The organism is Mycobacterium sp. E183, from assembly GCF_001667735.1.
Lineage (GTDB): Bacteria > Actinomycetota > Actinomycetes > Mycobacteriales > Mycobacteriaceae > Mycobacterium.
Genome location: NZ_LZJN01000053.1, coordinates 32,858 through 50,526 on the forward strand (window position 1 = coordinate 32,858; position 17,669 = coordinate 50,526).

The following is a 17,669-nucleotide window of genomic DNA, read 5'->3' on the forward strand; positions in this document are numbered from 1 at the left end:
GAGGTCACGGACTCGAGGAGTTCGTGGCCTTCGTGTTTTCCGCCATGTTGTGCCGAGCCCTGCGCGCTTGGCCGCGGCAGTGAATTGACGTCTGCTATCGCGTTAGTAGCGTAATTGCCAGCTCAGGAGGGGTGGCAATGGTCGTCGCGGCGTGTGGCGCTGCGCAGCTACGGGTGATGCGATGCAGCTGCGCTACATAAGCATTGCGGCGCTGATCGCCGAGGCCGGCGGTGATCCGTGGGCAATCAACCGAAGCTTGCAAGCCGGCAGGCCCGGGGAGATCTCCTCGCTCGCCGAGGCCTTCCACCGAGCGGGCCGATGCACCGACGAGGCCCAGCACGCCTTCGAGCAAGCGCGCAACCGCTTCGACGCCGCATGGAATCGCCAGGGCGGCGGCGGCAATCCGATCACCGACTCCGCCGATGTGCAACGGGTGACGCAGTCGCTTGGTGCCCAGTCGCTTCAGCTGCCCAAGATCGGCGTCGACCTGGAAAGTATCGCGGCCTCCTTAGCCGAGGCGCAGAAGGCCGCGGCGGGACAGATCGCGACCCTCGAGAACCAGTTGCAAACACTCGACGACTTGATCGGGCAGGCCGTCGCAATGGAACGATCCGGCAACCTGAGCGCGGAGGACCGGCACACCCTCGATGCCCTCATCCGCAATTGCGAGAGGGATGCCATCGATGACACCAAAGCCGCACTGGCACAGCTCAATTCGATACGGAATGGCTACTCCGATGGCTTGCGGAACTCACTGACCAACCTACGAATCGAGGGCTATGATCCGGCTCGCCTTCACGATCTCGACGCCGACGGCTCACCGAAGCCAACTGAGGCCCAGCTGCAGGCGCTGGCCGACCTGCGCCGGAGCACCGACCAGGCGGTGGTGGATCAAATGGGCAAGGTGCGTGCCGCGCAGGATGCCCTGAACAAGGCGATGGCCGACCTCTATACGCACGGCCCGGGGTCGCCCGAGGGCGAGGCCGCGAGCGGGAGGCTGCCCAAGCTCAGGGAGGACCTCGCTCACGCGCTCGACGACCTGGGCAAGATCCCCGACTACAGGGACGTCGACCCCGCGTCGATCACGATCGCTCCCGACGGTCATTTCATGTTCACCCACACCGTGGATGGACAGCCGGTGCAGGTCTACGGGCAACTCAAGGACGGCACGGGTGAGTTCTTCGATCAGGCCATGGGCACGTCCTACGCCTTCAGCGGTGGCAAGTTGACCGGCATGCGCACGCTGGATCCCGGGAAGGTGGTAGCCACCCCTGAGCCGTTGTGGAGCGCGATCACCACCGCGGTCGGCGGCGGCGCTGTGCTGAAGGCGGGCGGTCAGGTGGCCTGGCAGGGGCTGAAGACGCTTTTCACTCGCGAAGCGATTGAGGGCGTGACCGGCGAAAATGTTTTTCCTCGCGCATTGGTCGGTGCGGAGGAGCGCGCGGCAAGTGCCGAAGAGGACCTGAGCCCGCATGGCTCGCCAACTTCCGGCGTGAGCGGGGAACCGGTGCCGGGCACCCACCCCGGTCCCGCGCCCGTGGTGGAGCACACGCCGCACCCGGGGGGTGGTGGCGGAGGTGAGCTTCCGCCCGATGCCGGACCTCCGGCGGGACCGCATGTGCCGGTGGAACCCGAAGGGCCCCCACCGGTCGTGATCGACCCAGCCCACCCGGAGTTCACCCTCCACAACCCCCTCGACTACATGACGCCGGAGTTGCGGGCGCTGTCTGAGCAACACCTGACCGGGAGCGGCGAAACGGTCCTTGGGCCGTACAGGAATCCTTTGGGCGGCCCCTCCTATATCGAGCTCGCGCAACAACGTGGCGCCAGCTACTTCGACATTGGGGATGCATGGGACGCTGCCACGCCCGTTGAGCGATTTGCCGCCAACCAACATGTGCTCGACATTGCAATTGCTAATCGAGATACGATCAAGCTGTCAGTGCCAATCGATCAGGTTCTCGACGATACTTACACTGCCGCCGAGCTCAGTTATCTGCGAGCTCACGGATACGAAGCAATCGACGGTTCAACACTAGTACCCCCCAAGGCCGGAGGCCCATGATGAAGGCGCTTTTAGAGTTCATTATGCAACACGCGGGATTCTTATACCTCAACCCTGAATACCGAATCACAAATTCCAACACCCGGGGCCTCGCTGACATCGATGCGTCGATTACGTTCACCGGTGAGTTGCTCAGGTGGGATGTCGTGAATGATCGTGGACAGATCTACTTCGCGGCGGTGCCCATGCTGCAGGGAGGTGGCGACAATTGGTTCGCGGCTTCCTTAATTCGTCAGTACCTTGAAGGCGGGGACGACACTGGCGCCGCATCACCCGTCGATCAAGCCAATTGGCTGTCGGTAAATCTGAAACGCGTAGAGCAGCTTTTCGCCGATCCGCCCACTGCTGAGCGCACAGCTGACGAGTTGATCTCGCTACGCCGGTCCAATTCGTCGAAGAAGTGGGGATGGCCGAAACCGGACACGATCTAGGCCGAGTCTCGGTAGCTGCGTATCTGTAGAAAACTCAGATCTAAGATGCCGGCTGAGATGTAAGAATCGTCCGCATAGCCCAGGGCATTGCCCTGCCAGCGTCAAGAGATGGGAAGGCGATCTCGATGTCACGGCGCGCAACCGTAGTCAGTGATTTCGGAAACAGTCAGTTGAGGAGATGTAGCTAACATCATGAAGGGCGCCGAGTAACGTGTCGAGCGTGCTTGACTCGAATCGTCCGATTGGGGCACCTTCGATGAAGGCCCTTTTCGAATTTCTTCTGGAGTACTTCGATTTCCTGTACTTAGACCCGCGCTACCGGGTCGCTGATTCAGACGTGGCGAAGCAGGCGCCCAGTGCTTCTTTGACGATAGTCGGGCCAGCATCAACATTTCAGCTCATCAACGAACGGGACCAAATAGAAATCGTGGTCGCGCCAACAAAACTCATGGATCCAGAGAACTGGTTCTGGCCTTCGCTGATCAAACAATATATTGACAACGATCCAGTAATTCGATATTTGCCTGCTTCGGATGAAGCAATCTGGATGCGTGAGAATCTCGACGCCGTCGAAAGACTCTTCTCAGACGATTCGACACTGAAAGCCACATGTGACGGGCTGTGTGCGCTGTGTCGTGCGAATGCGGAAAGGTATTGGTCAAGCTGGCGAGAGCAGCAAGGGCTTACTTAAGCGATCCGGCGCGGGCTGACGAGCGGACTGCCACCAGGAGCGCATCTGCACTGCTATTCTCCGAACCTGCTACGTCATTGCGTCGCGACCAGACTAAGAATTCACCCACCGCAAAATATCCGGCGTCACGGCGTCGGTGATGTCGTCGTACTCGGGGTGCTTCTTGAGCACGGTGCCGATCATCGAGCACACGGGAACTATGCGCTTGCCCTCGCCGCGCGCCTCGTTGAGCGCCTCTTCGACGAGGATGGTTGCCAGGCCGCGTCCGCCATACGCCGGGTCGATTTCGGTGTGGTAGAAGACGCGCTGGTCGCCGCGGTCGGCGAAGTCGGCGAGGCCGACCTGCTTGCCTTCCACGGCAATGGTGTATCGCCCCTCCTCGAGGCTGACGGTCGTCTCTGCCCCGGTCTTATCGGTGGCCATTTGTGTCTTCCTTTCGTTGCGGTATCGGTCGAGGCCGCAGCCGGGTGGTCGGCAGCGGCGGGGCGGGCAGTCGGATGAGCGAACCCCGGTAGCCGTTGACGGCGCCAAAGCGTTCGTCGCCGGCCTCCCACAGTTGGCGGTAAGCCACGATCTCGTCGTGGCTTCGTCCCACGAAGTTCCACCACATCACCAGTTCTTCGGCGAACGGTGTCCCGCCGAGCAGTAATACCCGCGCGGGCCGCTCCCCCTCGTTGCCAAGCCGCAACGACGAGCGGCCGGGTCTGAGGTAGGCCAGTTCGGCGACAGTCAGAGCGGCTTCCTCCACTTGGACCGCACCCGAATCGCAGAGCACGCCATGCTCGAAAGCCGGATCGACGTCGAGGTCCAGGTGAGTTCCGGCGTCGAGATCGAGCTGGGCTCCCAGCAAGGGAGTGAAGGTGGGCACCGGGCTTCGGCTGCCTGCGAGGTCCCCGAGGAACACGCGAGCCGTCCCGCCCCGGAGCGGTACGGGTTTGGGGGCATAGTGATCGAAGCCCCGGTCGGTGTCGCGATCGGAATCGGGCAGCGCCACCCAGAGCTGGACACCGTGCAAGGCCGCCGCCGACGAAACCGATACCTCCGAGTGGCAGATACCGGCACCGGCGGTCATGAGATTCAACTCGCCGGGACGTACAGCCGCGTACACGCCAGCGCTGTCGTTGTGCTCCACTTCCCCACTGAACAACCAGCTGACGGTTTGTAGTCCGGTGTGCGGATGCGGGGGGACGTCCATGCGCGCGGACGCCGGGCCGTAATGGTCGATGAAGCACCAGGCGCCGATCAGCGAGCGCTGCCGTTGCGGCAGCGAGCGTCGTACGCGCATCGCCCGGGGTCCGCCCAACGGCACCTCGCGGGGGCGCAGCACCTCGGTGCCCGCGCTCGGTGCTGCAGCGCAGGCAACTTCGATCGGCGCCGGCTCGAGGTTGCTCATCGTCCACACCGACCGTACCCATACTCGCTACTTACGTGGGGGTCGGAGCACCTTCATCGCCAGCCGCATGACGGGCTCGGGCACCCGGTCCTGCATCGACAACGCGGTGTCGGCGGCGCGGGAGCGCAGCGGAGTGCCTCGACCGAAGACGCGGTTCAAAGGTCCGCCGGACGGTTCGAGCACCACGTGCAGCGGCGGAGTGCCGACGCTGGCTCCCAGCGCATTGGCGATGACCATACGCTGGATCTCACTGGTGCCCTCAAAGATGGTGTATAGCTTGGCATCCCGATACCACTTCTCCACCGGGTGATCGGTGATGTAGCCCCAGCCGCCCATGGTCTGAATGGCGCGTTCGGTGGCCTTGACAGCCACCTCGCTGGCGGCCATTTTCGACATCGACCCCTCCCCGCGTTCGAAGGGCACGTTGTTGGCGGCCATCCACGACGCTCGCCAGGTCAGCAACCGCGCCGCGTCGATCTGGGTGGCCAGCTCCGCCAGCGGGAAGGCGATGCCCTGGTTGTCGATGATCGGCGCGCCGAATGCCTCCCGCTCGGTGGCGTATGCCGTCGCGTACTCCAGCGCAGCGCGCGCGATGCCGATAGCCTGCGCGGCGACCATCGGGCGGGTCTGTTCGAAGGTGCCCAGTGTGGCGGAGCCCGACCGCTTGCCGCCCGCCACGACCTCGCGAGCCTTGGCGAGCTTGTGCTCCAGCTTCTCTTCTCCGCCAAGCAGATTGGCGCCGGGGACGCGGACGCCCTCGAACAGCAACTCGGCGGTGTGGGACGCGCGACAGCCCAGCTTGTCCAATTTACGAACGAGCTTGAGCCCGGGCGTTCCACCGGGCACGACGAACAGCGCCTGCCCGCGATGACCGAGTTCCTCGTCGACGACGGCGTTGACCACGTGCACGTCGGCGATTCCGCCGTTGCCGATCCACATCTTGTGGCCGTCGATGATCCAGTCGTCACCGTCGCGGCGAGCGTGGGTACGTAGATTCCGCACGTCGCTGCCGCCCTCGGGCTCCGAGATGGCCAGCGCCGCCAACTTGAGATCGCCTGGGGTTCCGAAGCATTCGGGTGCCCACTCCAACATCTGTTCCGGTGACGCTGCCTGGCCGATCGCCGACAAGGCCAACGCCGGCATCACGATTGCCAGCCCGATCCCGGCGCAACCCCAGAACAGCTCCTCCATGAACATCGGCAACGACAGGCCGGTCGGGTCGCCGATCAGATCGCGGTAAAACAGCGGGCTGTAGAAGCCGCGCTGGGCCGCCTCCTCCAAGACCGGCCACGGGAACTCTTGCCGTTGGTCGTAGTGGAGCGCCACGGGCCGGATCACGTCTTCGGCGAACTCGTGGGCCCGCCGGGCCAGGTCGTGCTGTGCTGCGGTCGGGGTCAGGTCGAACGTCATGGATCCCGCCTTCGGGTCGACAGACTCGGTCGTGCCGAAGCTCTACCCCGTTGGCTACGCCAGCAAACGGCCCCTGAGGACGACGGAGCTTCAGGCCGCCGAGCGAGGCCCCACCTTTGCGAGGGGCAGGTGCAGCACCACCGCGGTCACCGCAACCGCCTCGTGCTCATGATTTGCCAGCAGAGCCGCATTCTCCGGCAGCTGGCGGGAGTTGATCTCTCCGGACGCGATGCGCCGCAGGACGTCGTGGGCCTGGGCCAACTGGTCGCGCTTGCGGTACTGGCCGCCGGGAAGTTTGACGCCGGCCCAGACTCCGTACTCCTCGCGGTGCGCGATGGCGTGTTGGGCGCACCGTCGCTGCTGCGCCAACGGGCAGCGGCGCAGGCACTGGAGACGCGCCTCGACGGCCGACCGCTCATACGCGCGGGCCTTCGCCGCGCCGTCGCCACCGTCGTCGTCGGGGTAGCCGAACCACAGTTCCGGGTTGGCAGCGCACGGGTGTCCCATGTCGGTCTCCTTGGTCGAACGTGAAACGTAGGCAAAAGCGTATACACAGACGGGTGCTCCGCGCAAGAGAAACGTGACAGAAACGTATATGCGTAGCGATACGGGACCGGCTGTGTAATATCCGGCCTATGGCCGGAGCGTGCGGTGAGCCGTGAATCGGCCGGCGCGGCCATCCGCGCTTTGCGAGAGTCGCGCGACTGGTCCCTAGCCGACCTTGCCGCCGCGACCGGTGTCAGCATCATGGGGCTGAGCTTCCTGGAGCGCGGCGCCCGCAAGCCGCATAAAAGCACAGTTCAGAAGGTTGAGAACGGGCTGGGCTTGCCGCCGGGCACCTATTCTCGCCTGCTCGTGGCGGCCGATCCGGATGCGGAACTGGCGCGCCTGATGGCCGCGCAGCCGCCTGCCGCCGTACCCGCCAGGCGCAGCGGGCCCGTGGTCGTGGACCGTCACAGCGACACCGAAGTGCTGGAAGGGTATGCCGAAGCTCAGCTCGAAGCGCTCAAATCGGTCATCGATCGGTTGCCAGCGACAACATCAAACGAATATGAGACGTATATTCTGTCTGTGATCGCTCAGTGCGTGAAGGCAGAGATGCTGGCCGCCGGTTCCTGGCGGGTCGCGGTGAACGCCGGCGCGGACTCCACGGGCCGGCTGATGGACCACCTCCAAGCCCTCGAGGCGACGCGGACCGCCCTGCTGAAACGGATGCCGACCAGCTTGAGTGCCCGGTTTGACCGGGCGTGCGCGCAGTCGGCCTTGCCCGAGGCCATCGTCGCCACGCTGATCGGTGTCGGCCTCGACGAGATGTGGGACATCCGCAACCGGGGGGTTATCCCGCCCGGAGCGCTCCCCCGCGTGCGCGCGTTCGTCGACGCCGTCGAATCGGGAAACCAACAGGGCGAGGGGCCGCAGTGAATCAAAGCGAAATCGCGCTGTTGAGCCGCGCCCATGACCTGTTCGCCGGCGGCACACGGCAGCCGCCGCTCGACGCGGGCGCCGCGCACTACCGCAAGGTGCTGCTCGGGGCTGCCGGGGCGAACGACGGATTGGCTCGCGGCTACCGGTTCGCCGCGGAACACAGCCGGCAACGGCTCGGCGCCGCCGCGGCCACCGACGCGGCGATGGCGGGTGTCATCGCCGGCGCCGACCGGGACCGGGCCCAGGCCCGCGAGCTGACCCGAAACGTCGTCGACGAAGCCCGCGCCGAACCCGCCGGCATTTCGGCGACCCCGATGGCCCAGCGCGAAGCGATGCGCCGCCGCGCGGCACGACTACGGGCGCAGCACGCCCATGTCGTGTCGGCCCGGCTGCGGGCTCGTCGGCGCCTCGCCGAATTACGTGCGCTGCGCTACCAACTATGGCGCCGGCGCGCCGCGGGATTGGGCTTGACCGCGCGGGCGGCGACCGCGGTGCGCGCTGCCCTGTCGCGTCTGGGTTGCCCGTACGTGTGGGGTGCGACGGGGCCCGACCAGTTCGATTGTTCGGGTCTAGTCCAATGGAGCTACGCACAGGCGGGAATTCACTTGGACCGCACCACTTATCAGCAGATCAACGACGGGATGCCGGTGCCCCGCTCACAGGTCCGGCCCGGTGATCTCGTCTTCCCGCACGCCGGACACGTCCAGCTGGCCATCGGAAACGATCTGGTAATCGAGGCGCCCTACGCGGGTGCCTCGGTGCGGATCAGCCCGCTGGGCCCCCACGTCGCTATTCGCCGACCGCTATGACGAACAGGGTGAGCCGATGACGGAACAAAGCGGACCTTCGGTCGCCGCGATACAGGCGCGCCAGTCGGCGCTCGCCGGCCAGCACGGCACGGTAGCCGACGCCGACCGCGTGCTGGGAGAAGTGCTCTCTAGTGCGCACGCCGCGATGCGCGAAGGCGCCCGTCGACTGGATGCCATCGCCGAGCAGCTCGACCACGCCACCGCGCACCAGGCGAGCCTCGCCGTCGATACCCCGATGGGCGCGCGCGAGTTTCAGCGCTTTTTGCTGGCCAAACACCGCGAGATCACCTCCGTCGTCGAGGACGCGCGCGAACTCAGTCGAGCGAAAAAGGCTGTGCTGGAAGCGCTTCGGGACCAGTACAGCGCCGGCGGCGGCTAGCAGGCACGGTCGCAGTGTCGTCCACAACCGCACGGCACGGTGAATTGTCGACGTCCGAACGCCTGGGTACGGTCGTCGGGCATGGAGAGGTCGCAACGCATCCCGCACGCATTTCGCGTGACTGCAACCGTGGTCGGGTAGCTGATGTCGGCGCATGAGGAGCTTCTCGCGGCGGTGAAAGATGTCCGAGACCGCACCGGTGACCCGAACGCGTGGCAGGCGGGCCTGTCGCCCGGTGAGCTGGCCGCCGTGATCACCCCGACGACACGTCCCGAACAACTCCAGGCGATCGCGGGGAAGATCCGCCAACAACTCGCGGCTCCGCCGGATCGAGAGAGGGGTGAGGCGGCCGAAGCCATCGCGCACGCCGAAGCAGCCCTCGCCCACCAGAATTCGGCCAGCTCTCAGCTGGACATGCAAGTGATCACGGCTATCCTGAACGCCCATCTCAATGCCGTCGATGGCAGCGAGGCGCTGACGAGGTTGCAGCAAGACACGGAAGCCGCGGTCCGAATGCGATCGGACCTCGACACCCCGGCAGGCGCACGCGACTTCCAGCGCTTCCTGATCGGCAAGCTCCGTGACATTCGCTCGGTGGTCCTCAACGCTCGCCTCGACGACACGTCGAAGTCGGCACTGATGGCCGCATGGACGTCGCTGTACGACGCATCCAAGAGTCCCGACGAGCGTGCGTCGGACCGCGCGGTTGGCACCGATGCGGAAACCGCAGCGTCGACAGGGGACTCGGACTGGGATCCGCTGCTGGACTCGTTGCTGGCCGACGACCCGGGTCTGGCGACCGATGACCTATCGGGCACGGGTACCCCGGAGGCCGGGACCGCCCCGACGGCGCCCATCGCTCCCGTGCCGCCGCCGATGCCCAGCGTCGCTCCAGGCCTGCCGAGCTTCGGCGCGACACCGACCGGACTGCCACTTCCCGCGCTGGGCGGTGAGGAGAGAACGGACCCGATGCTGCGAGGCCTCGACGACGAAGGCCCGGTGGACCCCTCCGAGCGGCCGGATCCGAAGACCGAGTCCGGATCAGACGAACCGGGCGACCAGCACGACGACGGTGGTCGGGAGGCGGCCGCGGCCGAGAATGAACCGGCGGCGGCCGGTCCCACCACGGTGACCCTGCCCGACGGCGAGTCGGTGACGGCCGCGAGCCCCCAATTGGCAGCGGCGATCAAAGCCGCGGTCGGCGGAGTGGCGATACCAGATGCGTTCCAACAGCAGGGAATAACGATTCCGCCCCCGGGCTCCGCGGTCACCAACCCGATCGAGCCGACGCGGGTGAGCCCGGCGGATATCGGGATCTTCATCGACCGGCATGCTCTTGCCCTCGGTCCAGGTAAGGCCCTTCTCGACGGCCAAATTCAAGACATCGCCACCGTGACCGGGCCAAGCTTTCTAGGCTGGGAGCATCCGCCGGCGCCGGCCGCAGCCGTGACCCCGCCGACGAGACCCGATACACCCACACCCACGCGGCCGGCGGCTTCGTCGACCACCTGACAATAGTGATCTCGCCGGTTTTCGCCGGCGGCCGGGAACAGGAGACAGCGGATGGCAGATTCGATCCATGTGGTACCCGCGCACTTGCGTCAAGCCGCCGCGCGCCACCAGGAAACCTCCGATTACCTGCGGACGGTTCCTTCGTCGCACGAGGCGATCCAGGAAAGCCTGGATTCGCTCGGGCCGATCTTCGGTGAACTTCGCGACGCCGGACGGGAACTGCTCGAGCTCAGGCGCCAGTGCTACGAGCAACAGGCCGCGGACCACGCCGACCTGGCGGACAAACTGACGGCCTCGGCGGCGATCTGGGAACAGCACGAGCAGGATGCGGCTCGCAACCTCGGCGGCATCGCTGACCGCGGTCGATGACGGACGCGAATCCCGCTTTTGACACCGTTCATCCGAGTGGGCACATCCTCGTCCGCTCTTGTCGCGGCGGCTATATGCACAGCGTTGCGCTGAGCGAAGAGGCGATGGAGACCGACGCCGAGACGCTGGCACGAGGCATTCTGCTGACCGCCGACGTCTCTTGCCTCAAGGCATTGCTGGAAATCCGCGACGAGATCGTGGCGGCCGGACACACGCCCTCGGCCGAGGTTCCGACCCCGCGAGACCTCGACGCGGCGATCGAGAAGCTACTGGCACACAAACTGCGTCGCCGCAACAGGGCCATCTAGCCGGTTCGCAGGGCTTACAACAGCCATGTCTTGGCCGCCTCGGGATCTGGAGCGATATCGGTGGGCGGCTCTACAGGGTTGGGGCCGAACAACTCTCGCGCACGGGCAAGCAAGGCACGCACTTCATCGAGTTGCTGCTGCAGCGCAGATTCAGCCATGTCCCCACGCTACCCAGGCCCTCACACCTGCACAATTCACTCACCGAATAAGCGATCCATCAAATACCGGTACCCTTAACCGGTGGCGATCTTCGGTCGGATGACGGCGCGCCAGCGCCTCCGGAGAGCTACCCGGGAATCACTGGCGATGCCGGCTTTCAGCTCTCCCATCGATTGCACCCCATGGGTGATCGGTGGACTTTGGCCTGCCGAACTGTCGACGGTGACGGCCGAAAACGCCACGCTCGCAGAGTATCTCAAAGCCGACCTGCAGCGGATCGCCGAAAGCGCGAACGAGCAGCTGAAGATGATCAAGCGCGCGGGCTTGGCCGACCTGTCCCGCCAGGCGGAAGAAGCCCGCGTGATCGATGAAGCGCGCGGCCGCGCCGTGCGGCGAGTCGAGTCGACGATGCGCCAGCTGCACGCGGCGAAGAGCGGAGTGAGCGCCGGATATCCCCGCAGGCAGCTCGCCGAACCGTCGCCACCGGACATGACGCAGACCCGAATCCTTCCCGCGGTCAGCGGCGCCAGACCTTCCGAAGCGCCCACCAGGACGACGAGTAGGCCGCGCTGGCAGGTCGACAAGCCGGCTCCCATGGTGCCGGACCCCGGTGCGGTCGAGCCGGGGCCGCAACCGGAAACCACTGCACAAGAGGTCGCTGCGGAGGTTGCCACCACCCCGAAAACGCCGGATATGGACGAAACGCAGGTCATTCCGAGCGTGACTGACGTGAAGCACATCGTCGAAGCGCCGGCCGATCGCGCAGAGCCCGGCCGGGAGCCCGTCGCCGACGGTCGTCGCCAGGTGGAGGTGCAGGAGCCGGCGCCGGAGCGGGATGAACCGGATTCGGCGGTGGACACCGACGCCGCGGTGACCGCGATCGAGGAGACGCAGATCATTCCCGCGATCACCGAAGTCGAGCAGGTCGCTGACCAGCCGGTCGAGAGCGTGCCTGCGGCGGACTGGGAGCGCCCACCCTTGCTCGATGAGCCGGTTCGCCCCCATTTCGAGAAGGACGAATCAGCGTTCGATGAGGACGAATCAGCGTTCGCCTCGACGGAGGAGACGCAGGTCATTCCCGCGTTGACCGAGGTCGGTCCGGTCGTCGAGCCGCCGGTCGCGACCCCGGCGGCCGAGTGGGAGCCGGTTTCCAACGGCCGCCACCATGTCGACGAGGAGGCGGCGCCGGGCCCGGAGGCGCTGCCGGCTGAGGAGGCGGAGCCCGCCGACGCCGCACCGGCGGCTTCGATGGAGGAGACCCAGGTTATCCCGGCGATCACCGAGTCCCACCCTGTCGTCGACGAGCCGACGGACAGCGGTCGCCATCACGCTATCGTCGACGAACCCGTCGCTGCGCGGGATGAACCGGAGCCCACCCACCTATCTCGCGAAAAAAGTTTCACTACAACGGGTTTCGATGCAGAGCGGCTGAATCGACTGCTTGAGTTCGTGGTCCGCCAAGAGCCGCGGCTGAATTGGGCGGTGGGCGACCTTCCGGACGGCGCGACCGTTCTGGTAACCGATCTGGCCCACGGCTGGATACCGGCGGGCATCAACCTTCCGGCCGGCGTGCGGCTGTTGGGGCCCGAGCGTCGCACCGGCAGGGTCGCCGCGTTGATCGGCGACGCTGCGCGCGTCGTGACCTACGCTCCCGGTGATTCGCTGCGCCGCTCGGCGGACTTCGCGACGACGAAGTCGTCGGTCGAGCCGCGGGAGCTGCCCGCGATCGAGGACCTGGGCAGAGTGCTGAGCGAGACCACCCGCCGGTTCGACGGACTCCCCCGCATTGTGCAGAGGCTCGCGGATGCTGCTGCGGCCGAAGCCGTCATCATCGACCAGGAGGTCGACGTGCTGCGGGTGCACCTCGATACGGCGCGCTATCAGCTCCTGGTCCAGTATCCGGCCGTGAACCCGGCACTCCTGCTGAAGTGTTTGCTGATGGCCGCAACCGAAGGCCTCGCGAGTGGAGACCCGGTTTCGGCGAACTACCACCTCTCCTGGTATCGGAAACTCGTCGCCCAGGTACCGGGCGCGTAGCTCCGACGCGACGCGCTTTCGTGGCCTGCGAGTTTGAATTGACGCTGGTTGGAGGGGTCGACATACTGTGATCGTGTCGGATTCGGGCGGTCGCGCGAATCTCAGCGACAAGGATCTCGTCGAATCAGTTCTCCGCGAATTGAGCGCCGCGGCCGACAAGTGGGAAGCCCTCGTGGCCCAGGCTGAGGCGGTCACCTACAGCGTCGATCTCGGTGATATCTATGCGGTGGCCAACTCTGATGGCCGGCTGCTCAAGCTGACTCTGCACCCGGGCGTGATGACGGGCTATGCGCACGGTGAGCTGGCGGACCGGCTGAACCTTGCTATCTCGGCGCTGCGCGAAGAGGCCGAGGCCGAGAACCGGGCGAGTTACGGCGGCCCGCTGCACTAGCCGCGCTCATCGACCGGCGCTTGGCTGGGATGGGCGCCGGCTCTCTTCGCGCGTAGCCGCGCTCATCGACCGGCGCTTGGTTGGGATGGGCGCCGGCTCTCTTCGCGCGTAGCCGCGCTCATCGACCGGCGCCGGGCGGGCCCGCGAAGGCTTGCGCGATCTCCAGCCAACGCTGGGCGTCGGGCCCGTCGGCAGTGATGTCGAGGGCGCTGAGCGGGCGCCGCTGGGTGACCAAGAAGCAGAAGTCTTCCGCCGAACCGGTGACCCGCTGCGTCGCGTCAGGCGGCCCCCAGGTCCAGGTGTCCCCACCGGGTCCGCGCAGTTCGACCAGGAAGGGCTCGGCCGGGGCGGGCAGATTGTTGACGGAGAAGGCGTAGTCGCGGGTGCGCACCCCCAGGTGAGCAATCGACCGCAACCGATCGGTCGCGGCCCGCTTGATCCCCAGCGCATCGGCAACGTCCAGTCCGTGAGCCCACGTCTCCATCAGCCGAGCGGTAGCCATCGAGGCCGCGCTCATCGGCGGCCCGAACCAGGGAAGTTTGCGTCCGGCGGGAACCGTCAGGAGCTCCTCATGCAGCCGGCCCCGGGTGGCCCGCCAGTCGGCGAGCAGTTCGGCCGGCGGTAGAGCTGCCAATTCCTCGGCGCCCGCGTCGACGAAGCCCGTCGGGTCGGCGGCCGCGGCCCGGAGCGCGTCGGCGAACCCCGCCTCGTCGGTGACCGAGGTCAGCGCGACCCGGTCGGTCCACAACAGGTGGCCGACCTGGTGGGCGATCGACCATCCCGGCGCGGGCGTCGGGTCGGCCCAGCGGTCGGCCGGCAGCGGCGCGACCAGGGCATCGAGGTCGTGGCTCTCGGCGCGAAGGTCGGCCACGATCGATTCGGGACCCGCCATCATTGCCTCCGCTCGTCGGTCGCCCCCGCCGGGGAACGATTATTCGCCTGATCGCCGCGCCGGCCCAGGAAACTGTGCATGGCCAGCCCGGCCAGGTAGAGCCCCGAGCCGAACAAGGCGAATGCGGGCGCATGCCCGTCGGCGGGAATCAGCGCCGCGGCCACCGTGATGGAGGCGATGAACGCGACCCAGAACAGCGCGTCCTGCACCGCGAAGACGTGTCCACGCAGGGCGTCATCGACGTCCATCTGCATCGCAGAGTCGGCGCACAGTTTGACCACCTGCCCGGTCACACCGAGAAAGAACCCGCACACCGCCATCACCGGCAGCAGTAATCCCGCTCCCGCCACCTCGATGCCCGCCGACGCCGCAAGCGCACCGTTCACCGTCGCGTAGCGGCCCCAGCGCCGGACCGCCGGCGGAGTGAGCACGTTGGCCAGGAACGCCCCGAGGCCGGCGGCACCGAAAAACACCAGCGCGGTGCCCAATCCCCCGGCCTGCGGGTCTCTCATGTGGTGGACCAGCAGCAAGACCAGCAGCGAATTGATGCCGATCACCATGCGGTGGGCGGCCAATCCGGACAGGGTGGCGGCCACCGTGGGCCGCTGCGCCACCGTGCGCGCGCCGTGCAACCAGCCAGTGATCACTGCGTAGAAAACCGGTCCGTGGATTGCCCTCTTGGTGTCGTCCGGGCCCAGCACGCGGGCGCCGAATCGCAAGGTCAGGAGCAAGGCGGTCGCGACGGGGACGCCGGTGAGAAAGATGATCGCCGAGGCGCCTTTGTCCCCGGCGCCGAACACGAACCGGGGCACGAGCATGAAGTTCGCGCCGATGAAGGCGGCGATCGCCCCCGACGCGTTGGCCACGGCGTTCATCGTCACCACCTGTTCGCGCGGCACGACGTGCGGCAGGGAAGCCGACAGCCCGGAGCCGACGAATCGGGCCAAGCCGTTGGCAAACAACGCGCCCAACAGCAGCGGCAGGTCGCCTGCTCTGACCGCCAGGATCGTGCCGATCGCGGCGATGAGGACGAGGCGGCCGGCGTTGGCGCCGACGATCACCAGCCGCCGGTCCCAACGGTCCATCAGCGCGCCGGCGAACGGACCCAACAACGAGTAGGGCAGGAACAGCACCGTGAACGCCCGCGCGATCGCCATGGGATCGGCGGCTCGGTCGGGATTGAACAACAACGCGCCGGCCAGACCCGCCTGAAACAGCCCATCGCCGAATTGACTCGCCATGCGCACTTGCAGCAACCGCCAGAAGTCCGGCAAACCGCGCACCGACCGCCAGATTTCGGCGGGTGCGCTTGAGTGCATCCGGGATTGGATCACAAAACCGACTTCCACGATTAGGGTCTAGCAAGCTCGTCACGGCCCGAGCTGACTTACCAACAGTACAAATATTTGCGTCCCGCGCTTGATTCCCCCGGGCGGCAAGTGCTGGATGCGATGATGGTGTGGTGCCGCCGCCCGAGGATCCAGAGGACTATGTCGCGCCGGCCGCGCAGCGGGTGCGGGCGGGGACCTTGTTGCTTGCCAACACCGATCTTTTCGAGCCGACGTTCCGGCGCAGCGTCATCTACATCGTCGAGCACAACGACGGCGGCACCCTGGGAGTAGTGCTCAACCGCGCCAGCGAAACGGCGGTGTACAACGTGCTGCCGCAGTGGACCAAATTGGCCGCCAAGCCGAAAACGATGTTCATCGGCGGCCCGGTGAAGCGCGACGCGGCCCTCTGCCTGGCGACGCTGCGGGTCGGTGCCGACCCCCAGGGTGTGGCCGGCCTGCGGCACGTGGCCGGCCGGGTGGTGATGGTCGATCTCGACGCCGACCCCGACACGATTGCGCCCGTGGTGGAGGGGGTGCGAATCTTCGCCGGCTACTCCGGCTGGACCATCGGTCAGCTGGAAGGCGAGATTGAACGCGACGACTGGATTGTCTTGTCGGCGTTGCCATCTGACGTTCTCGTTGGGGCGAGGTCCGATCTGTGGGGGCAGGTGCTGCGTCGCCAGCCGCTGCCGCTGTCATTGCTGGCGACCCATCCGATCGACCTCAGCCGCAACTAACGCCACTCCCCCACGCCCGGGGGGTCCGCGCTAGCTCAGTGGCAGGACTGCGTGCAGCCGGAGCAGGTACCGGTGCACGTCGGCGCCGCCGCTTCCTGCTGGAGCGCGAAGCGCGCGCTTTGCCACGACCCGGCGGCCAGCGTTCCGAAGGCGCCGGCTACGCAGACGATCACCACCACCAGCGCGGTGTGCGGCGGGGCCGCCAGCGCCACCACCCCGCCGGCGGCCAGCATGATCGCCGCCGCCAGTTGCGCGGGGGCCACCGATCGCAACGCCAACGCGGTGGGATCGACATGTTGGCCGCGCGCGAGCGACCACGTTCCGAACCCGGCCGAAGCCACCGCCGCGCATAAGCACAGCACCCCCGCAATCAGCATGGCCTCACAATACGAGCCCGGCCGCCGGTTCGCTCAGCGGGCTCCAGCGGTGCCGCGGGACCGCCCTAGTGCTGCAGAAACGAGAAGTTCGGCAGTGGGGGCAGGCCGGGGACCAGCGTCAACAGGTTCGGCATGGGCTGGCGGCTGGGCACGGGTCCCTGTACCGGCAGGCCCGTCGGAGCCGTCGCCGATGTCTGCCGCAGCGGAGCCGCGGCGGGCGCCTGCCCGAGCGGCGGGGTCGCCGGAACCTGCGCCACCGGAGCGGTCGCCGGAACCTGCGCCACCGGAGCGGTAGCCGGTACCTGCGCGACCGGGGGCACCTGCGCGGCCGGGACCGGGGCCGGGGCCAGCCCGACCGGCGAGGCTGCCGGGGTCTGGACCGGCGCGGGAACGGGAGCGCCGGGAACGGTCACCCGGAAGCCGTTGACGATGGCGTCGGTGGCGGGCGCGTCGGCGACGGCCACCGCACGGTCGGTGGTCACGGCGAGCGACACCAGGTACTTGTCGTTCCCGGAGGTGGCGATGACATGGCGCCGGGAGGTGTTCAGCAGCATGTCGCCGTCGCGGTACGTGCCTTCGACGATCGACGACGGGAAGCCGCCGAAATCGGCCATCGAGGCGTTGGTCGGTTGCCAGGCCAGGAGTTTCTGGCTGTCGACGTAGCCGTGGCTGATCGCCTCGCGGGGGTCGAAGTTGCCGACCAGCTTGTACACCACCACCTGTGCATTCGAGGTGTAGATGCTGCTGCCTTGCCGGTCGGCGATCACCGCGAACGCGTCGGGCACGTTGGGGTCGGGCACCTGGGTCCAGCGGGCCGGCACCGGCAGGGTGATGTCGAGCGCCTTGAGCCCCTCGGGCTTCTGCGCCTCGAGCTTGACTCCCTTCGACTGGAGGTAGTCACGGATCGTTCCGGAGGCGGCCGGGCTCGTATTGTGAGGCCATGCTGATTGCGG

General features: G+C 66.8%; 21 protein-coding genes and 1 pseudogene. 13 read left to right on the forward strand and 9 right to left on the reverse strand.

Going from position 1 to position 17,669, the window contains the following annotated elements:
* Positions 1–181 precede the first annotated feature (181 nt).
* The 3 genes from A5691_RS04935 (at position 182) to A5691_RS27850 (ending at position 3,187) form a co-directional block, all read left to right on the forward strand.
* A complete protein-coding gene (locus tag A5691_RS04935) occupies positions 182–2,065 on the forward strand; it encodes a hypothetical protein (protein WP_067756230.1) in 1,884 nt (627 codons plus the stop codon).
* Positions 2,062–2,496 (forward strand): hypothetical protein, encoded by a 435-nt coding sequence (locus tag A5691_RS04940; protein WP_231972844.1) that lies wholly within the window; start codon positions 2,062–2,064, stop codon positions 2,494–2,496. The genes A5691_RS04935 and A5691_RS04940 overlap by 4 nt, the downstream gene beginning before the upstream one ends.
* Before the next feature lie 220 nt (positions 2,497–2,716).
* Complete coding sequence (locus tag A5691_RS27850; protein ID WP_156670137.1) at positions 2,717–3,187, forward strand: hypothetical protein; 471 nt, start codon at positions 2,717–2,719, stop codon at positions 3,185–3,187.
* A 93-nt stretch (positions 3,188–3,280) separates the two neighbouring features.
* Here the strand turns inward: A5691_RS27850 and A5691_RS04945 are convergent, their stop codons facing one another.
* The 4 genes from A5691_RS04945 to A5691_RS04960 all read right to left on the reverse strand — a co-directional run bounded on the left by A5691_RS04945 (position 3,281) and on the right by A5691_RS04960 (position 6,497).
* Positions 3,281–3,610 (reverse strand): GNAT family N-acetyltransferase, encoded by a 330-nt coding sequence (locus A5691_RS04945; RefSeq protein WP_067756226.1) that lies wholly within the window; start codon positions 3,608–3,610, stop codon positions 3,281–3,283.
* Positions 3,597–4,580, reverse strand: a complete 984-nt coding sequence (locus tag A5691_RS04950) for a pirin family protein (protein ID WP_067756223.1) — start codon at positions 4,578–4,580, stop codon at positions 3,597–3,599. Before A5691_RS04950 ends, A5691_RS04945 begins: the two co-directional genes overlap by 14 nt.
* Before the next feature lie 27 nt (positions 4,581–4,607).
* Positions 4,608–5,990: an acyl-CoA dehydrogenase family protein gene (locus tag A5691_RS04955; RefSeq protein ID WP_067756220.1), complete on the reverse strand. Its 1,383-nt coding sequence runs from the start codon at positions 5,988–5,990 to the stop codon at positions 4,608–4,610.
* A gap of 90 nt (positions 5,991–6,080) precedes the next feature.
* Positions 6,081–6,497, reverse strand: a complete 417-nt coding sequence (locus A5691_RS04960; RefSeq protein WP_067756218.1) for a WhiB family transcriptional regulator — start codon at positions 6,495–6,497, stop codon at positions 6,081–6,083.
* A 144-nt stretch (positions 6,498–6,641) separates the two neighbouring features.
* Between A5691_RS04960 and A5691_RS04965 the strand changes: the two genes are divergently transcribed.
* From A5691_RS04965 to A5691_RS04990, 6 genes are all read left to right on the forward strand, one after another.
* Positions 6,642–7,412 (forward strand): helix-turn-helix domain-containing protein, encoded by a 771-nt coding sequence (locus tag A5691_RS04965; RefSeq protein ID WP_067756216.1) that lies wholly within the window; start codon positions 6,642–6,644, stop codon positions 7,410–7,412.
* Positions 7,409–8,224: a C40 family peptidase gene (locus A5691_RS04970; protein ID WP_068016446.1), complete on the forward strand. Its 816-nt coding sequence runs from the start codon at positions 7,409–7,411 to the stop codon at positions 8,222–8,224. The genes A5691_RS04965 and A5691_RS04970 overlap by 4 nt, the downstream gene beginning before the upstream one ends.
* Before the next feature lie 16 nt (positions 8,225–8,240).
* Complete coding sequence (locus tag A5691_RS04975; RefSeq protein ID WP_067756208.1) at positions 8,241–8,603, forward strand: DUF4226 domain-containing protein; 363 nt, start codon at positions 8,241–8,243, stop codon at positions 8,601–8,603.
* A 144-nt stretch (positions 8,604–8,747) separates the two neighbouring features.
* Complete coding sequence (locus A5691_RS04980; protein WP_067779069.1) at positions 8,748–10,115, forward strand: DUF4226 domain-containing protein; 1,368 nt, start codon at positions 8,748–8,750, stop codon at positions 10,113–10,115.
* Between the two features lie 51 nt (positions 10,116–10,166).
* Positions 10,167–10,484 carry an ESX-1 secretion-associated protein gene (locus A5691_RS04985; RefSeq protein WP_067756202.1) on the forward strand — a complete coding sequence of 106 codons (318 nt, stop codon included), beginning with the start codon at positions 10,167–10,169 and terminating at the stop codon, positions 10,482–10,484.
* The gene (locus tag A5691_RS04990; RefSeq protein ID WP_067279683.1) at positions 10,481–10,792 is read left to right on the forward strand and encodes a DUF2694 family protein; all 312 of its coding nucleotides are present in this window, start codon (positions 10,481–10,483) and stop codon (positions 10,790–10,792) included. Before A5691_RS04985 ends, A5691_RS04990 begins: the two co-directional genes overlap by 4 nt.
* A 14-nt stretch (positions 10,793–10,806) precedes the next feature.
* Here A5691_RS04990 and A5691_RS28270 read toward each other — a convergent pair whose 3' ends face one another.
* Positions 10,807–10,950: a hypothetical protein gene (locus tag A5691_RS28270; protein ID WP_167374087.1), complete on the reverse strand. Its 144-nt coding sequence runs from the start codon at positions 10,948–10,950 to the stop codon at positions 10,807–10,809.
* A gap of 82 nt (positions 10,951–11,032) precedes the next feature.
* Between A5691_RS28270 and A5691_RS29070 the strand changes: the two are divergent.
* The 3 genes and pseudogenes from A5691_RS29070 to A5691_RS05000 form a co-directional block, all read left to right on the forward strand.
* Positions 11,033–11,491 (forward strand): annotated as a pseudogene (locus A5691_RS29070) (hypothetical protein); the annotation flags it as partial.
* Between the two features lie 708 nt (positions 11,492–12,199).
* A complete protein-coding gene (locus tag A5691_RS29075; RefSeq protein ID WP_369830451.1) occupies positions 12,200–12,988 on the forward strand; it encodes a DUF5631 domain-containing protein in 789 nt (262 codons plus the stop codon).
* Positions 12,989–13,058: 70 nt separating this feature from the next.
* Positions 13,059–13,379 (forward strand): DUF2710 family protein, encoded by a 321-nt coding sequence (locus A5691_RS05000; protein WP_369807431.1) that lies wholly within the window; start codon positions 13,059–13,061, stop codon positions 13,377–13,379.
* A gap of 118 nt (positions 13,380–13,497) precedes the next feature.
* Here the strand turns inward: A5691_RS05000 and A5691_RS05005 are convergent, their stop codons facing one another.
* Together A5691_RS05005 and A5691_RS05010 are read right to left on the reverse strand one after the other, a co-directional pair.
* Entirely contained in the window at positions 13,498–14,271 is a 774-nt protein-coding gene (locus tag A5691_RS05005; protein ID WP_067756348.1) for a TIGR03084 family metal-binding protein, read from the reverse strand.
* Complete coding sequence (locus A5691_RS05010) at positions 14,271–15,590, reverse strand: MFS transporter (protein WP_067756199.1); 1,320 nt, start codon at positions 15,588–15,590, stop codon at positions 14,271–14,273. The genes A5691_RS05005 and A5691_RS05010 overlap by 1 nt, the downstream gene beginning before the upstream one ends.
* 140 nt (positions 15,591–15,730) lie before the next feature.
* Between A5691_RS05010 and A5691_RS05015 the strand changes: the two genes are divergently transcribed.
* Positions 15,731–16,339, forward strand: a complete 609-nt coding sequence (locus A5691_RS05015; protein WP_156670136.1) for a YqgE/AlgH family protein — start codon at positions 15,731–15,733, stop codon at positions 16,337–16,339.
* A 35-nt stretch (positions 16,340–16,374) separates the two neighbouring features.
* Here A5691_RS05015 and A5691_RS05020 read toward each other — a convergent pair whose 3' ends face one another.
* Entirely contained in the window at positions 16,375–16,716 is a 342-nt protein-coding gene (locus A5691_RS05020; RefSeq protein WP_067756197.1) for a hypothetical protein, read from the reverse strand.
* A gap of 65 nt (positions 16,717–16,781) precedes the next feature.
* On the reverse strand, positions 16,782–17,669 hold an 888-nt coding region (locus tag A5691_RS05025; RefSeq protein WP_068266450.1), incomplete at its 5' end, for an LpqN/LpqT family lipoprotein.

Bases quoted from the DNA above. Each gene is read 5' to 3' on its own strand.
- A5691_RS04935 (WP_067756230.1), top strand. From the start codon at position 182: ATGCAGCTGCGCTACATAAGCATTGCGGCGCTGATCGCCGAGGCCGGC.
- A5691_RS04940 (WP_231972844.1), top strand. From the start codon at position 2,062: ATGATGAAGGCGCTTTTAGAGTTCATTATGCAACACGCGGGATTCTTA.
- A5691_RS04945 (WP_067756226.1), bottom strand. From the start codon at position 3,610: ATGGCCACCGATAAGACCGGGGCAGAGACGACCGTCAGCCTCGAGGAG.
- A5691_RS04950 (WP_067756223.1), bottom strand. From the start codon at position 4,580: ATGAGCAACCTCGAGCCGGCGCCGATCGAAGTTGCCTGCGCTGCAGCA.
- A5691_RS04955 (WP_067756220.1), bottom strand. From the start codon at position 5,990: ATGACGTTCGACCTGACCCCGACCGCAGCACAGCACGACCTGGCCCGG.
- A5691_RS04960 (WP_067756218.1), bottom strand. From the start codon at position 6,497: ATGGGACACCCGTGCGCTGCCAACCCGGAACTGTGGTTCGGCTACCCC.
- A5691_RS04975 (WP_067756208.1), top strand. From the start codon at position 8,241: ATGACGGAACAAAGCGGACCTTCGGTCGCCGCGATACAGGCGCGCCAG.
- A5691_RS04980 (WP_067779069.1), top strand. From the start codon at position 8,748: ATGTCGGCGCATGAGGAGCTTCTCGCGGCGGTGAAAGATGTCCGAGAC.
- A5691_RS04985 (WP_067756202.1), top strand. From the start codon at position 10,167: ATGGCAGATTCGATCCATGTGGTACCCGCGCACTTGCGTCAAGCCGCC.
- A5691_RS04990 (WP_067279683.1), top strand. From the start codon at position 10,481: ATGACGGACGCGAATCCCGCTTTTGACACCGTTCATCCGAGTGGGCAC.
- A5691_RS28270 (WP_167374087.1), bottom strand. From the start codon at position 10,950: ATGGCTGAATCTGCGCTGCAGCAGCAACTCGATGAAGTGCGTGCCTTG.
- A5691_RS29075 (WP_369830451.1), top strand. From the start codon at position 12,200: ATGGAGGAGACCCAGGTTATCCCGGCGATCACCGAGTCCCACCCTGTC.
- A5691_RS05005 (WP_067756348.1), bottom strand. From the start codon at position 14,271: ATGGCGGGTCCCGAATCGATCGTGGCCGACCTTCGCGCCGAGAGCCAC.
- A5691_RS05010 (WP_067756199.1), bottom strand. From the start codon at position 15,590: ATGCACTCAAGCGCACCCGCCGAAATCTGGCGGTCGGTGCGCGGTTTG.
- A5691_RS05020 (WP_067756197.1), bottom strand. From the start codon at position 16,716: ATGCTGATTGCGGGGGTGCTGTGCTTATGCGCGGCGGTGGCTTCGGCC.